This window comes from Kitasatospora sp. NPDC127067 (genome assembly GCF_042724755.1).
Classification (GTDB): domain Bacteria; phylum Actinomycetota; class Actinomycetes; order Streptomycetales; family Streptomycetaceae; genus Kitasatospora; species Kitasatospora lactacystinica.
Map to the genome: position 1 here is coordinate 18,820 of NZ_JBHXEM010000096.1, position 14,839 is coordinate 33,658.

Annotated in this window: 13 protein-coding genes and 1 pseudogene; 5 read left to right on the top strand and 9 right to left on the bottom strand. The window is 73.7% G+C overall.

Translation table 11 applies throughout. The annotated features are described in order from the left end of the window. Positions 1–242 precede the first annotated feature (242 nt). Complete coding sequence (locus ACFWJ4_RS29985) at positions 243–884, bottom strand: HAD family hydrolase (protein ID WP_380549301.1); 642 nt, start codon at positions 882–884, stop codon at positions 243–245. A 253-nt stretch (positions 885–1,137) separates the two neighbouring features. On the opposite strand from ACFWJ4_RS29985, the gene ACFWJ4_RS29990 reads away from it, so the two are divergent. The 3 genes and pseudogenes from ACFWJ4_RS29990 to ACFWJ4_RS30000 all read left to right on the top strand — a co-directional run bounded on the left by ACFWJ4_RS29990 (position 1,138) and on the right by ACFWJ4_RS30000 (position 1,780). Then, positions 1,138–1,290: a hypothetical protein gene (locus ACFWJ4_RS29990; protein WP_380549304.1), complete on the top strand. Its 153-nt coding sequence runs from the start codon at positions 1,138–1,140 to the stop codon at positions 1,288–1,290. After that, positions 1,275–1,493, top strand: a pseudogene (locus tag ACFWJ4_RS29995) (peptidoglycan-binding protein); the annotation flags it as partial. The gene ACFWJ4_RS29990 and the pseudogene ACFWJ4_RS29995, both read left to right, overlap by 16 nt. Positions 1,494–1,573: 80 nt before the next feature. Further along, the gene (locus tag ACFWJ4_RS30000) at positions 1,574–1,780 is read left to right on the top strand and encodes a hypothetical protein (RefSeq protein WP_380549307.1); all 207 of its coding nucleotides are present in this window, start codon (positions 1,574–1,576) and stop codon (positions 1,778–1,780) included. Between the two features lie 672 nt (positions 1,781–2,452). Here ACFWJ4_RS30000 and ACFWJ4_RS30005 read toward each other — a convergent pair. The 3 genes from ACFWJ4_RS30005 to ACFWJ4_RS30015 form a co-directional block, all read right to left on the bottom strand. Then, positions 2,453–3,058: a class I SAM-dependent methyltransferase gene (locus ACFWJ4_RS30005; RefSeq protein ID WP_380549310.1), complete on the bottom strand. Its 606-nt coding sequence runs from the start codon at positions 3,056–3,058 to the stop codon at positions 2,453–2,455. Next, complete coding sequence (locus ACFWJ4_RS30010) at positions 3,055–3,567, bottom strand: hypothetical protein (RefSeq protein WP_380549313.1); 513 nt, start codon at positions 3,565–3,567, stop codon at positions 3,055–3,057. Before ACFWJ4_RS30010 ends, ACFWJ4_RS30005 begins: the two co-directional genes overlap by 4 nt. Positions 3,568–3,739: 172 nt before the next feature. Next, positions 3,740–3,970, bottom strand: coding sequence for a hypothetical protein (locus ACFWJ4_RS30015; protein WP_380549316.1), 231 nt, complete (start codon positions 3,968–3,970; stop codon positions 3,740–3,742). Positions 3,971–4,097: 127 nt separating this feature from the next. On the opposite strand from ACFWJ4_RS30015, the gene ACFWJ4_RS30020 reads away from it, so the two are divergent. Continuing rightward, positions 4,098–4,706, top strand: coding sequence for a hypothetical protein (locus ACFWJ4_RS30020; protein ID WP_380549319.1), 609 nt, complete (start codon positions 4,098–4,100; stop codon positions 4,704–4,706). Positions 4,707–4,797: 91 nt separating this feature from the next. Here ACFWJ4_RS30020 and ACFWJ4_RS30025 read toward each other — a convergent pair whose 3' ends face one another. The 3 genes from ACFWJ4_RS30025 to ACFWJ4_RS30035 all read right to left on the bottom strand — a co-directional run bounded on the left by ACFWJ4_RS30025 (position 4,798) and on the right by ACFWJ4_RS30035 (position 9,775). Then, positions 4,798–6,912 (bottom strand): acyltransferase family protein, encoded by a 2,115-nt coding sequence (locus ACFWJ4_RS30025; protein WP_380549322.1) that lies wholly within the window; start codon positions 6,910–6,912, stop codon positions 4,798–4,800. Positions 6,913–7,198: 286 nt separating this feature from the next. Further along, on the bottom strand, positions 7,199–8,938 hold the full coding sequence (locus ACFWJ4_RS30030) for a glycosyltransferase (protein ID WP_380549325.1): 1,740 nt from the start codon (positions 8,936–8,938) through the stop codon (positions 7,199–7,201). A gap of 267 nt (positions 8,939–9,205) precedes the next feature. Then, positions 9,206–9,775, bottom strand: a complete 570-nt coding sequence (locus tag ACFWJ4_RS30035; RefSeq protein WP_380549328.1) for a GNAT family N-acetyltransferase — start codon at positions 9,773–9,775, stop codon at positions 9,206–9,208. Between the two features lie 333 nt (positions 9,776–10,108). Here ACFWJ4_RS30035 and ACFWJ4_RS30040 point away from each other — a divergent pair, with 333 nt between their 5' ends. Next, a complete protein-coding gene (locus ACFWJ4_RS30040; protein WP_380549331.1) occupies positions 10,109–10,996 on the top strand; it encodes a lysozyme in 888 nt (295 codons plus the stop codon). Between the two features lie 150 nt (positions 10,997–11,146). Here ACFWJ4_RS30040 and ACFWJ4_RS30045 read toward each other — a convergent pair whose 3' ends face one another. Further along, the gene (locus tag ACFWJ4_RS30045; protein ID WP_380549334.1) at positions 11,147–12,829 is read right to left on the bottom strand and encodes a protease pro-enzyme activation domain-containing protein; all 1,683 of its coding nucleotides are present in this window, start codon (positions 12,827–12,829) and stop codon (positions 11,147–11,149) included. A 244-nt stretch (positions 12,830–13,073) separates the two neighbouring features. Beyond that, the coding region (locus tag ACFWJ4_RS30050; RefSeq protein ID WP_380549337.1) for a M1 family aminopeptidase at positions 13,074–14,839 on the bottom strand (1,766 nt) is incomplete at its 5' end.

A 14,839-nucleotide genomic window follows, 5' to 3' on the forward strand; every position in this document is an offset into this window, starting at 1 on the left:
TGCGGCGCACCTTCCCGCCGGCGTGGCATGGCGGCCCGCCCAAGTCCCAACGCGCCACGACGCACCCACAACTCCAACAGCCATCGATGCCACGCCGATGCGCGGCCGTCTCACTGTCCGGCGCACGTCCCGTCCGGTTCCGCGCAGGGGCCACGGGGGCAGGTAGGCACGGCGATCACTCGTCCGCCTGCTGTCGGCCCTCACCCGGGTGCACCCGCTGCGGGCTCCGCGCCAAAGGGGCGTCAGCTTTCCATGAGAAGGATTTCCTTCAATTCGCTCAGGCTGTCGATCCGGTAAGTTGCCCGGGAAAAGTCGTCCGCCTTCGTGAACTCGTTGTGGACGACGGCGCAGTCGATGCCGGCGGCCACCGCCGAGGCCAGTCCCCTGGCTGAATCCTCCACGACCAGGGTCTCCTGCGTGGAGGCGCCGAAGCGCTTCAGCCCGGCCAGGTACGGTTCCGGGTTCGGCTTGGCGAGTTCGTAGTCCTCGCGCACAAGGACGAAGTCCATGAACTGCCTGATCTGACGCTTCTCGTGGATGATGTCGAAGTCGGCCCGCTTCGAGGTCGTCACGATGGCCATCCGGGCAAACCTCGACAGTTCGGCGAGAGTGTCGACGACGCGGTCGATCTCGATGGCCTCGGTCCGCAAGTACTCCTGGTAGTAGCCGTTACGGGCCTCGCGAACCCGGGTGAGGGTCAGGTCGTCGATGCCGGCTGCCCTGGCCTGGACCCAAGAGCCCGCCCCCAGGGCCATGTCCCGGAGGTACTGATCCTTGTCCAGCGTGAAACCGGCCTCCGCCAGGGCGCGTTCCGCGGATCTGAAATACCAGAACTCGGTGTCGACCAGGACACCGTCATGATCGAAGAGTATGAACTTCTTCACGGCATCATTCCTTTCCGGCGGCCGCGACGGACCGGTACATCCCCGCGGATCGTACCGTCACCAGCTGGCACCGATCAGCTTGAGCCGTTCGTTGGACAGGTGCATTCCTGCTCCTGCCCGGATGTGCCGGGCCTTCACCCGTGCGTGACGAGACGGCCGACTTCGCTGCACTGCCTGGACCGAAGCTGTCGGGCGCTGCCGAGCGTGACGCGGCCCCGGGAAGACATCTCATGTGGGCTTGCAGGCTGCTCTCGTGACGATCGTGGAGCGTCTCGTCCCGGACGAGTTGTGGGAGCTGATCCAGTTGGTGGCGCCGGAGACGCCGACTCGGCCGCAGGGCGGTGGCCGGCGCCGCTACGGTGACCGGGAGATGCTGGCGGCGACCGCGCTCGCTCGCCCCTCGTGACCGCCATGGGGCGCCGCCTGGTCGCGGAGGAGTGCAGCGCGTACAGCTCCGGCCCCGGCCCGCAGTGGACCGAGGCCGACCACCGGTCGTACACGAAATGGCGGCGCAAGTGCGGCTACAGCGGCAGCGCTGCGGACGGCATCCCCGGCCAGGGGGCGGTTGCTTGCCTCCCGCTCGGGTGGGGCGGCGTTCCCAGGGTCTGAGCATGGTCCCGCCGCCCCGAGCGCCGTCGCCGGTGCCCGGGGCGGCGGTGCGTCCCGGGTCCGGCCAGGAGACCGCCAGGGTGACCTTCCAGTTGATGGCCCACGGCGGGCAGACCGAGCCGCGGTCCGGCACACAGCGGCCGATCGCGGTGATGGCGCCCGTCCCGGCGGCCGCCGCCGAGAAGGTCCCGTGGGAGTCGCCGTTGGCCTCGGCGCTGCCCGCCGTCTGCGCGAGCAGGGCGGGCGTCGGGGTGCCCAGGGCGTACCAGTACCAGGTCACCGTGTAGTCGCGCAGCGCGAGGAGCTCCACCTGCACGGTGTCCCCCACGTGCGCCTGGACGGCCGATCCGCCGTCCGCACCGGAAATGGTGACGGTGGCGGGCGCGGGGTTGGGGGCCGCCGCCGGTACGGCGGGGGCGGCGGTCGCGGCGCTCGGTGTCAGGGCGAGGGCGGCGGCGGGCACGGCGAGCAGTCTCAGGGCGTTCACGGCACTCCCGGTACTCGGAGGATCGGCGCTCGGAGCCTCCCGTCCACCGGTCGCCCGTGCCGCCTGACAACGGTCTCCGGCCACCGCCGGACGAAGCTGCGTCGAACGGACGCCCCCGCCGACCGTCGATCGCCGTAGCGGCCCTCCTCCGCCGCCGGGGAACACGCCCCGGGCCGACCGGCGAACGGCCCGCCGGGCCGGTCGCCACGACGACGGAGAGGCTCGGCGAACGCCCGCGACCACCGGGAGCGGATCCGGGGTATCCGTCCGCCCGGCCCCTTGGCGGCGGAGGTGCGCGCGCTCGCGCGGGCCGACGGCGCGGTCGCTGCGAGGGCGCGGCTGAACCTCCGGCAGGCCAGGGCGTACCTGCCGGCCGTACGGGACGGGACGGGGCCGAGCCACCCGAGGCGTTGGCGCACCTCACCGAGGAGGGGTCGCCTGCCCACCGCCACTGCCGACCCGGACCGAGCGGCTACGCCTCCCGCTCGAAGAGCAGCAGCGTCCAGTGGACCTCGCCCCGGCCGTGCAGGTCCGCGCGGGTGGCGCGGTGGAGGAGGCGCAGCCCGCAGTCGGCGGCGAGGGTGACGGTGGTCTCGTCCGGGAGGTCGAACATGTGGCGGCCCGGCGGGACGGGGCCGTGGCGGACGGTGAGGGCGAGCCGGCCCGCGGGGGCGAGGAGGCGGGTGAGGGCGGCCATCGCGGGTGGGCGCTCGGCGGGGGCGAGGTGCATCCAGACGGCGGTGAGCAGGACGAGGTCGTAGCTCGCGCCCTCGGCGACGAGCGCGGGCAGTTCGGGCAGCGCGTCGGCGACCCAGCGCACGTCCGAGCCGGCGTGCAACCGCTCTCCGACGGCCCGGAGTTCGGGGGTCGGCTCGGCCGCGACCACCCGGTGGCCGAGGGCGGCGAGGGCGGCCGCGTCGCGGCCGGTGCCCGCGCCGACGTCCAGGACGGACGCGGGCGGGGCCGGGTACAGGTGGTGCAGCTCGCGGTGCACCTCGGTGAAGCTCACGCTCTCGTACTGGACGGCGAGTTGCTCGGCCGCCGCGCCGTACCCGGCGATCCCCGCGGGCGTGTTCACTCCGCCTCCCGGACGGCCACCGCGTCCCCGGCCGCGGCCGCGCGGGCGAAGAAGTCCCGCAGCTCGCGCAGGTCGTGGACGACGAGCGTCGCCCAGGCCTCGGACCACGGTGTCGGGTAGCCGAGGTGCACGGCCGTACGGGCGAGCACGCTGTTCTGCTGGCGGACGAGTTCGCCGAGCGCCGAGTCGCGCAGGAACGCGGAGGCCGCCGCGACCTGTTCGGGGCGCAGCACGGGCACGGCACCGTCCGGCAGTGCGCCGTCCGGCTGGTGCCGGCCGCCGCCGCCGTAGACGGGCAGTCGGGCGGCCGGGTCGGGATGCAGGCCGTTCTCGGTGAGCGCGAGATCCATCAGGACGGCGGTGCGCCGCACGCCGAGGGCGAGGCCGGCGGCGGCCGGCCGGCCGTACCGGACGTCGCGGTCGCTTGGCACGAGTTCACCGAGTTGCTCCGGCGAGCAGGTGCCCACGGCCCGGCCCGGCAGGCGGTGCCGGAAGTGATCCACTCTCACCCGCTCAGCGTAACGAAGGAACGGGGCCGTCACTCCTGCACCGAGCGGTTCGGGTCGCACCGCACCGCGCCACATCCGTTCAGGCCGGGACATACCGGACTGCTCCGGACCGCCCGGAACCCGCCCGGCTCGCCCGGGCCGTGCGTTCGGGCCGTGCGTTCGGGCGGTGCGTTCAGGCTTCGCCCGGGTGCCAGGCGGGCCACTCCCAGGGGCGGTCGGCCCAGTGGACCCGTTGCGGGTCGTGCGGGTCGAGGTCCGGGAAGAGCTGGTGGACGCGCGGCTCGAACTCCTCCTGTGCGAGCGGTTCCCAGCCGTGGCCCTCGAAGTGGATGAGGCGGTAGCGGCTGTCGGTCCGGAACTCGGCCACTTCGACCAGGGGTTTGGACGTGCTGTTGGTCTCCATGTCCCCCAGCATGTGGCGCGGTGGCAATCAACGCCCGTCCAGACCCCTCTTCCGGGTCATGTCCCGGCGTCGGCGCGCTCGTTGAGCACGGAAAGGTTCTGAGGGGGGCCGCTGGAAGGACGAGCACATGACTGGGCAGCCCACCGGAGGGCAGTGGCAGTGGCCGCAGAACGCTTGGCAGCCGCCGCCGGTCCCGACGGATCCGCTACCGCCGTGGTCCACCGCCACGCCGCCGAGGCGTCTGTCACGCAGGGCCTGGACGGCCGCGATGGTCGGGACGGGCGCCGTGCTGGCCTCCGTCCTGGTGATGTGCGGGCCGGGGGCGGGTGACGAGCTGAGCGTGGCGGCGCTGCCGGAGGCCTCGCCCTCCGCCTCGGACCCGGCGGCGCAGTTGCTGCCGGTCTCCCCGTCACCGGCCGTGCCGGCACCGTCCCCGCTGCCGCCGCCCACCCCGGGCGCGGTGATCGCGGTGGGCGGGCCGGGTACGACGGCGGCCGCGCCCGGTGCCGGGGCCAGTGCGACGACCGACGCCGCGCACGCCTCGGCGAGCGCGCGCCCCAAGCCGGGGCACAGCCCGCACGCTCCGGCTCCGGCCCGCGGCCAGTCGGCCGCGCCCACCCCGGCGGGTACCGGGGCGGGCGGGGGCCGGAACAGCATCTGCGACCAGGCCGAGCGGGCGGGCCACTGGCCGGCCGGGTCGGAGTCGGCCCGGCTCTGCCACAGCATCTACGGCTGAATCCACGGCTGAGCCGAGGGCGGCCCCGCGGAGCCATGGACGCGGCCGAACCGGTCGGGCCGGTCGGAACGACCGAACCGGTCGGGCCGGCCTACCCGGTCGGACCGGTGGGCGCGGTCGATCCGGTCGGCGCGGCAGAACCGGCCGGTGCGCCCGGGGCTCCCGCCGTCCCCAGCAGTCCCTTGTCCAGCCGGGGCGCCAGTACCCGCGCCAGGGTGTCGGTGATGTGCCCGGTGTCCCGGTACAGCACCACGCCCTCCAGCACCGCCGGGCAGGAGGGCCCGGCGCCGGGGCAGAGCAGCGGACCGAGGTCGAGGGTCCGCACCCCGTACCGGGCGGCGAGCCCGCCGTCCAGCACCGGGTCGGGCTCGAAGGCCGTGTCGCGCGGGAAGAAGCAGGCGTCCGAGCGCCCGTCGGAGGCGGCCAGGCAGGTCGGGATATCCTTGCCGGGCATCGGGGTGTCGCCGAGGTAGGCGAGCGGGGCGCCGAGCGCGGTGAGCCGGTCCAGGGTGCGGGTCCAGCCCTCGGCGCGCTCCTCCTGGCTGCCGTACCGGTTGAGCCCCGCCATCAGGACCAGGCGCGGCTTGGGGCCGGAGGTCAGCCGGGTGAGGGTGTTCTCGCGCCAGCGGTCGCACTCGTCGAAGGTGCGGCCGAGCACGTTGTTGCGCACGGTGAGGGTGGCCAGCGGGCAGCCGGGCTTGACCAGGACCTCCAGGGCCCAGTGCCGCTGCTCGGCCAGGGCGAGGCCGGCGGAGATCCACTGGCCGGCGTGGGAGTCGCCGAGCAGCACGATCCGGTCGGGGCTGTCCTCGGCGCCGAAGAGGCAGCGCGGGCTGCTGTCGGCGTTGAGCGGGATCTCGCAGCCCTTGCCGGGCGGGAAGTCCTCCCGGGCCCGGGCCAGCGACGGCGTCAGGGTGAGCACCCGGGCGCCGGGGGCGAGCAGGCTCGGGCCGTCGGCGGCTCCGGCGGGGGCCGCCACGGGCCCGGCGGAGGGGTCGCCGAGTGCCCGCACGGTGCCGCCGCCGAGGGTGAGTGCGGCGATCAGCGGGATGACCAGGGCGCTGGCGCCGACCGCGAGCCCGCGCCGGGGGGCGGGGCTGCTGCCGTAGCGCAGCGGCTGTTCGACCAGCCGCAGGGTGAGCCAGGCGGGCAGCGCGGCGGCGGCGGTGAGCGCGAGCAGGGTGGTCCAGGGCAGCGGGCCGTAGCGGGCCTGGGCGATGGTCAGCACCGGCCAGTGCCAGAGGTACCAGGCGTACGAGAGCCGTCCGGCGGCGCGCAGCGGGCGGGTGGCGAGCAGCCGTCCGGCGTCGGCGGCACCGGGGGTGCCGTGCCCGGCGAGCAGGACGGCGGCGGTGCCGAGGACGGGCAGCAGCGCGGCGGTGCCGGGGAAGGGGGTGTTGCGGTCGTACAGGAACACCGGCGTGAGCACGGCGGCGAGGCCGAGCCAACCGAGCACCCGCAGGGTCCGCACCACCGGACGCCGCTCGGCGCGGGCGGCCAGCGCCGGGCCCGCCAGCGCCGCGCAGGCGCCGGCCGCGAACTCCCAGAGCCGGCTGCCGGTGGAGAAGTAGGCGAGCGGCGCGGAGGTGGCCGTCCAGCGCAGGCAGAGCGCGAGCGAGACCCCGCCGACGGCCACCGTGGCGAGGGTGATCGCCAGGGTGCGGCGGCGCCCGTGGAGGTAGCGGGCGAGGCCGAGCAGCAGCACGCCCCAGAGCAGGTAGAACTGGTTCTCCACGCCCAGCGACCAGAAGTGCTGCAGCGGGCTGGGGTCGCGTTCGGCGGCCAGGTAGTCGGTCTGCTCGCCGACGAAGCGCCAGTTGGCGAACTGGCCGGCGGAGGCGATCAGGTCGCGGGCGAGGTCGGTGCCGCGCAGCGGGTCGAGCAGGGCGCCGCCGGCGACGGCGGTGGCGACCAGCACGGTGGCGGCGGCGGGCAGGATGCGCCGGGCGCGGCGGGCGGCGAAGTCCCACAGGCCGAGCGGGCGGCCGACGAGCAGGCCGGTGATCAGGAAGCCGGAGACGACGAAGAAGACGTCGACGCCGACGAAGCCGCCGGTCAGGCCCGGGACGGCGGAGTGGAAGGCGAGGACGGAGAGCACGGCGACGCCGCGCAGCCCCTCGATGTCGGGGCGGAAGGCGGTGCGCCGGCGGGGCTGGCCGTTCTCGGCGACGACGGCGCCCTGCGGGACGGCGGGTTCCCGGCCCACCCGGACGACGCCGGGCAGCAGGTCGGTGGGTGTGTCGGTCGCGGCGGGCGCGGCCGGCGGCGACGAGGCCGAGGCGGATGAGGCCGAGGCGGATGAGGCCGAGGCTGAGGCGGATGAGGAGGACGAGGCTGAGGCGGATGGTACGGCCGTTGACACGGCGGTGCTCCTTGCAGGGCTGGCAGCGGTTTGTCGGGCCCGCCGGGCCGATGGGGCGGCCGGGCGGTGTCCGCGCCGGTGGGGCGACGCGCAAGGAAACTCGTTGGGACAGAGGTGATGTGACGGCCTGTCAGAAGATCAGCGGGTCGGCCCAGCCGGAGGCCAGCAGTCCGCACAGCAGCAGCACGGCGGTGACGGCGACGGCCTCGGCCCGTCCGAACCCGAGGTCGGAGCGGCCCGGTGCGGGCGCGGCGACCTCGCCGACGGCGGCTCCCTTGCCGCCGCCGGTGCCGTTGAGCAGCGGTCGCAGTTCCCGGATCAGCGGGATCATGGTGTACGCGGTGAGTGCGAGCAGCCCGGCGAGCGCCCAGTACGGCCGCCAGCCGTGCAGCAGCGCGGCCCGGACCAGTCCGGCGGCGCCCGCGAGGACAACGAACCCGAGCCAGCCGACCCCGATCCGGGCGACGGCACGGGCGAGCGAGCTGCCGCCGGACACGGCGCCGGTGGGCACCCAGTCGGCGGAGCGGCGGCGCAGCGCGTGCACGATGGCGACCACGTGGCAGAGCCCGCCGAGGAGTTGGACCCGGGTGACCTCGAAGCGCCAGCGGGTGCGGGACATCGCGGGCAGCAGCACCAGGGCGACCCAGATCGGCGGCAGGAACGGCAGCACCTGCCAGGGCTGGATCTCCTCGGGCCGGAAGAACAGCATGATCAGGGCGGGCAGCGGCACGGCGAAGACGTTGACCGCGCTGGTGACGTAGCCGAGGATGCCGTTCCAGAAGCAGAGCCGGGCGGACCGCGGGAGCGGCCCCTTGCGGAAGTCCGGGTCGCGGACCAGGGCCAGGGAGCCGAGGCACCAGCGGTACTGCTGGCTGATGAAGGCGGGCAGGCCGGTGGGCGACATGCCCTTGGCGACCAGCGCGGGGACGTAGCGGGTGGCCCATCCGGCGCGGGCGAGGGCGAGGCCGGTGTAGAGGTCCTCGCTGTGGTCGATCTCGGCGAAGCCGCCGATCCGCTTCAGCGCGGCGCGGCGGTAGAGGGCGTTGGTACCGCAGCAGACGGTGCCGTCCTGCGCGTCCCGGGAGGGCTGGATCCAGCGGTAGAAGATCTCCTGGGTGGCTCCCGCGGCGCGTTCGAGCCAGGACATGTCGGCGTCCGTGTCGAAGCACTGCGGGCTCTGCACGATGCCGACCTCGGGGTTGTCGAGGTAGGGCACCAGGTGGTGCAGGAAGTCGGGGCGGGGGCAGAAGTCGGCGTCCAGGACGGCGACGATCTCGCCGGTGCCCTCGGCCAGGCCGTGGTTGAGGTTGCCGGCCTTCTTGAACCGGCCCCGGTCGGGCCTGGCGTGGTACCGGAAGCCGTAGGACTCGGCGAGTCGGCGCACCTCGGGGCGGCCGGCGTCGTCGAGGACCAGCACGGTCAGCTCGCCGGGCCACTGGACGGCCGCGGTGTGCCGGTAGGCGTTGTCGAGGACGGCCAGTGGTTCACCTGCGGTCGGCAGCAGCAGGTCGACGCTCGGGGCGCGGTCGGGGTTCCAGGCGCGCAGCAGCAGGTCGTGGGAGTCGCGGGTGAAGCGCCGGGCGCGCTGGCCGTCGGTGAGCGAGAGCAGCCAGGTGGCCGCGTTGAGCACGGTGAGCACCAGGAAGGGCCAGAGCAGCGGCTTGCTGAGGGCGAACAGGCCGAGCGTGGCGGTGGCTCCCGCGTAGGACAGGGTGGCGCAGAGCAGCACCCAGCGGCGCTGCGGGCCGAAGTACCAGTAGAGCTCCTCGTCGTCGGGCGGGCTGGGCAGGCGGTGGTCGTCCGGCTCCGCGGGTGTCCGGCGCGGACCGGTGTCGGATGCGGGCATGGCGGTGCCATGGAGTACGGGCATGCGGAAATGGCCCCCCTGGGCAGCGGACGGAGCGTGGCCGTTCGCGCTCAGCTTCTCACATTGGCCTAGACCAATAATGAACGAGGTATGACATCTCCGCATCGCCCCAGCTCAGTGACTTGACCGTGCGTCACCTGCGGAGATCCGGTCCAGCGGAACTGAACCGGACCCCGAGGCAGAGCCGTTCCGGGGGTCGTCAACTCCCCGACCGGTCACGGCTCCAGCACCGCCGCAGTCGTCAACTTCCGTACACGGACGTCCATTCCGTCAGGAGTCCGCCTTCAAGTCCTTGACGAGGTGGGCGAACCGGAGGTCCGGCCGGAGCGGGATGCCGAAGCGCTCGTCGCCGTACGGGAACGGGCTGAACTCCCCGGTGCGCCGGTAGCCGCGCCGCTCGTACCAGGCGATCAGGTCGGCGCGCTGCTCGATCACCGTCATCTCCATCGCGCCGACGCCCCACCGCTCGACGGCCAGCCGCTCCGCCTCGGCCAGCACGGCCCGGCCGATCCCGCCGCCCTGGAGGCCCGGGCGCACCGAGAACATCCCGAAGTACGCCCGCTCGCCGCGCTGTTCCAGCTGGCAGCAGGCGAGCAGCTCGCCGTCCCGCTCGGCCAGCAGCACCAGGCCCTCGGAGTGGCCCACGGCCTCCGTGACGGCCTCCGGGTTGGTGCGCCGGCCGTCCAGCAGGTCCGCCTCGGTGGTCCACCCGGCCCGGCTGGAGTCGCCCCGGTAGGCGGACTCGACCAGGGCGACCAGCGCCGGGACGTCGGCGGGCGTGGCGGGCCGGAACACGGGCTCCCCGTCGGGCCGGGCGGAATCGGTGGCGGTCTCGGTCATGGCTGGTCCTCTCCTCACGTGCGGGGCCGCCCGTGGTGGCCGGCCCGCGGGCATCGTGCCACAGCGCGCCGGGCGCGCCGGGAGCCGCCCCGGAGCCCCTCCGGCGCCGTCCGCAGCCCGCTCCCCTCCCCGCCCCCGGCCGACCGGACCGGCAGAACCGGCAACGCCGGTTGCCGGTCGCGATGTTCCGGCACATCTGACGTGCGTTCACTATGTGAAAAAAGATGCCTGGTGGCGGTGCCAGGTACATGGCTACTCTGCGGTACGGCCGGTCAGGCCCCGGCCGAACCGGGTCATTTCGACCCTCCCCATGCTCGGACCAGAGGAGTGCCCATGCCCCGCTCTTCCCGCTCCGCCCGCACCACCGGCACCGACAGACCGGCCCGCCGCCGTCTGCCCGCCCTCGCCGCCCTCGCCGCCGCGACCGCCCTGGTCGCCGGCGTGGCCGCCCCCGCGTACGCGGCCGAACCCGCCCCTGTCGCCCCCGTCGCCGAAGGCCGCCCCGGCTTCCACCCCGAGCAGGACTTCGCCGGCTCCACCGTCGCCGCCCGCGAGGGCCGCGGCGCCGCCGCCCCGTTCGCCTCCCTCGCCGCCACCCAGACCCCGGGGCTGGACGTCTCCAGCTACCAGGGCAACGTCAACTGGTCCTCGGTGGCCGCCAACGGCGCCAGGTTCGCCTACGTCAAGGCCACCGAGGGCACCGGCTACACCAACCCGTCCTTCGCCCAGCAGTACAACGGCTCCTACAACGCCGGGCTGGTCCGCGGCGCCTACCACTTCGCGCTGCCGAACGCCTCCTCCGGCGCCACCCAGGCCAACTACTTCGTCAGCCACGGCGGCGGCTGGTCCGCCGACGGCAAGACCCTGCCGCCCGCGCTGGACATCGAGTACAACCCCTACGGCGCCACCTGCTACGGCCTAAGCCAGAGCGCCATGGTCAGCTGGATCCGGGACTTCAGCAACACCGTGCACTCCCGCACCGGCCGCTACCCCACCATCTACACCACCACCAACTGGTGGACCCAGTGCACCGGCAACAACGGCGGCTTCGGCACCACCAACCCGCTCTGGATAGCCCGCTACGCCTCCTCCGTGGGCACCCTGCCGAACGGCTGGGGGTACCAGACCTTCTGGCAGTTCGCCGACTCCGGCTCCTTCCCCGGTGACCAGAACTACTTCAACGGCGCGGCCGACCGCCTCCGCGCCCTCGCCCTGGGCTGACGGCCGGCGGCCGACGGCTTGACGGCCTGACGGCCTGACGGCTTGACGGCTTGACGGCCTGACGGCTTGACGGCTTGACGGCCGACGCAGCCGCGCCGGTGCGGGGCGCCGCAGCGCGTCCCGCACCGGCCGGTGTCGGACCGACGGGGTTCACAGGGCCTTGAGGCCGTCCAGCAGCCGCTGGCCGCCCGGGCTGCCGAGGCCGGTGCACGGGTCCCAGCCGGGCCCGGAGGGGTACGCCCCGTTGCTGCCGACGGTGATGTCCCGCAGGACGCCGGTCGCGAAGTGCGCGTACAGCAGCGGGTTGAGGAAGCCGACCCGGTGGCCGAGCCCCTGGTTGATCCGGGCCAGCAGGGCGGCCCACATCGGGGCCGACGCGCTGGTGCCGCCGACCAGGTCGACGTGCACGCCGTCCACGTTCGGGACGACCACGCCGGTGTTCCGGGAGGCGACCGCGGCCACGTCGGGCACACCCCGGCCCTGCACGTGCGGCGGGTTGGCGGCGACCGGCATCGTGAGGCCGACCTGGTACGGGGGCACCGGGAACATCCTGCTGATGCCGCCCCCGGTCCGCGCGCCCGGTCCGTCGTCCCAGACGATCTCCTTGTCGACCGCGCCGCCCTGGACCACCAGGTGGGTGCCGCCGACGCCGAGCACGTGCGGGCTGGACGCGGGGAAGTCGGCGTGGGCTCGCTCGCCGAAGTGGACGTCCCGGGAGCCGTCGTCGCCCGAGGCGCAGCAGATGCTGATGTCCTTGGTACCGGCGTTGATGAAGACGCCGTCGACGTTGGCGACGCCCGCGGGGGTCCAACGCGGGCCCCCGTCCTCGGTGTTGCCGTAGCTGCTGGAGATCACCGTGGGCCGGTTGACGGTGTCGGTCGCGATCTGGTTGATCAGATCGGTCCAGCCCTGTTCGGTGAACTTGCTGAAGTAGACGACGATCTTCGCCCCGGGTGCGAGGGAGCCGACCACCGCGAGGTCGAGCATGATCTCGTCGGTGCTGTCGAACGGGTCCGCGGTGGCGTCGCCCGGGCCCGGGTCGTTGCCGGGGGATCCGACGTTCTGGATCACCACGTTGGTGATGTCCGGCACGGGCAGCCCCAGTGCGGTGAAGTACGTGCTCAACGCGTCCGGCGAGTAGCCGCCGGAGGGCACACCGGGCGACGTCTCGCCGTTGAAGGCGAGGACGGCGATGCACTGGCCGGTGCCGTCGAGACCGGCCGGGTAGGTGTACGGCTTCGCGAGCTGGTGCGGGAAGAAGACGCCCGTCGGCAGGGCCGGTACGGCCTTCGCCGTGATCGGGAGGCTGACGTCCGTCCGGTGGATCAGCAGGTTGGCGCCGATCGGCCGGTCGTCCAGGCCGAACACGCCGGTGACGACGCCGCTCAGCTCCTCGGGGACGTGGACGGCGCCCTCGCGGCCACGGTAGACGCGGGGGTTGTCGCGGGCGTCCTGGTAGCGGTAGCGGGCCAGGGTGACCCGGAAGGCGTCCGCGACGTCCCCGGTGGTGCCGGTCAGCTGGACGCTGCGGGCCAGCGGGTTCTCGTTGGAGACGGCGAGGCGGTGCTCGGCGGCGAAGGTCTCGACGGCCTTCAGGTCGGTGTCGCGCCAGCGGTGGACGGCGGCGTACTCGTCGTCGGTGGGGACGGTCCGGCGGGTCGGCGGCTGGAGCGCCAGCTCGTACAGGTCCGGCCGCGGGGGCGCGTCGGGGTCGCGCCGCAGGTAGACGGTGACGGTCAGGGGTGCCCGTGGGTCGGCCGGTCCGATGACTCGCGCTCCGTCGAGCGGAACGCGGGAGCTGTCCGGCAGCGCCACGTAGTGGTTGGTCGACATGATCGCTCCAGCGGTCGGGTCAGCGCCGGGAGCCTCGCGACTCTTGGTCGTGTGCTTTCGACTGTCCGTGTACGGCACACGCTTATGTCGTACACGTACAGCGTCCTCCCGGCCCCCGGCGCCGTCAAGGGGCCGCCGGGGGACGCGAAGTGGACGCGAAGTGGACGCGAACAGGAACGCGACAGGACGCCGACGGGCGCCGCCCCCGGCCGGAGCCGGGGGCGGCGCCACGGGCTGCCCGGGCTCAGCCGTCGATGCGGTGCTGGCTCCAGAAGGAGGTCAGGTCCACGGTGGTGGCGGCCTGGGCCGCGGCCTTGAACTCCGCGGTGGTGGAGACGCCGTTCCAGTGCGCCTGCGCGTAGTTCCGCAGCAGCGTGGTCATCGCGGTGTCGCCGATCGTCCGGCGCAGGTCGTGCAGGGCGCACTTGCCGTAGCCGTAGACGACCGTGGAGTAGCGCGAGGAGTTGGCGTCCCAGTACGCCATCGAGTTGGTGATCCTCTCCGCCGAGGAGGCCCAGGAGACGCTGTTCCAGCAGCCGTTGCCGGTCTTGCCGAGGGCGAGGTCGGTGGCGTAGTCGGTGAAGGCCTCGTCCAGCCAGGGGGCGTTGTACTCGTCGTCGCCGACGATGCCGTACCACCACTGGTGGCCGATCTCGTGGGTGAGCGCCGTGGTGCTGACCAGGTCGAGGACGAATCCCGGGTACTCCATGCCGCCGAACCAGAAGTTGTTGTCGATCACCGCGTCCAGTTCGCCGTACGGGTAGGCGCCGAAGCGCTGGGCGTGGGCGTCGACCGCCGAGGTCGCGGTGGAGAGCATCGACTTGGAGTCGGCCGCGCTGATCCCCGCCACCGAGTAGACGTTGACCTTCACCCCGGCCGCCGAGGTGCCGGAGATCCGGGTGAACGGTCCGGCGCCCCAGGCGAAGTCGCGCACCTTGCTCGCGGTCGCCTTGGTGACGGTCCGGCCGGTCGTGCCGGGGGTGTCCACCGAGGTGCCGGTCGCGGGCACCAGCAGGCCGGTCGGGTGGTCCAGGGTGACGGTGAAGTCCGAGGCCATCGAGTAGAAGGACTCGCCGTTGTTGGTGTACGGGTCGAGGTGCCAGCCGGCCGCGTCCCGTATCGCCAGGACGGGCAGGGCGTTGCCGAGGAAGTTGTACGCGCCGTCGTGGCCGAAGCGGTCCGCGCCGCTCGGCACGGTGATGCCGAGGTCGAAGCCGACGGTGCCGCTCTGGCCCTGGGCGAGCGGGGCCGGCAGGGTGATCTTGAGCGCGGTGCAGTTCACCGTGAGCGGGGAGGGCGTGCCGCCGGTCACGTTGGTGACCGTGATCGGGGTGCTGGGGCAGCTGCCGTGGGCGTTGTCCCACAGCCGCAGGTACACCTCGTTCAGCGCGGTGGGCGAGGCGTTGCTGAAGGTCACGCTCTCGTGCCCGGTCCAACTGCCGCCGGAGGCGTCGCTGGTGAGGTCGACGGTGTACGCCGGCGCGGCCGGGGTGCGGGTCGGGTCGCCGGGCTGGGGGGTGGTCCCGCCGCCGGAGACGTCCAGGGTGACGTCGTCCAGCACGAAGCTGGTCTGCAGGCTGGCGTCCTCGACGCCGGTGAAGGCGAGCGTCGCGGTCTGGCCGGCGAAGGCGGAGACGTCGACGGTCTTGTGCACGTACCCGCTCAGGGCGTCCAGGTTGGAGTAGGTGGCCACCGTGGTGGAGCCGAGTTTGACGGCGAGCTTGTCGTAGGCCGTGCCGGCGGTCGTCTCGGCGGTGTCGACGTGCAGCCAGAAGCCGAGCGTCGCAGTGCCGCACCCGGCGGGGAGGGTGACGGACTGCGAGAGGGTGTCGGTGTGGCTGGAGCCGTAGCCGTCGAGCCAGGCGTAGGTGCTGCCGGAGTGCGCGCTCTGGCCGCTGTCGGCGGTGATCGCGCCGCTCGGCGCCGTCCAGGGCGAACTGCCGGACTCGAAGCCGCCGTTGGCCACGACCTGGGCGGGTGTGCAGTCCGCGGCGCTCGCCACGGTGGGGG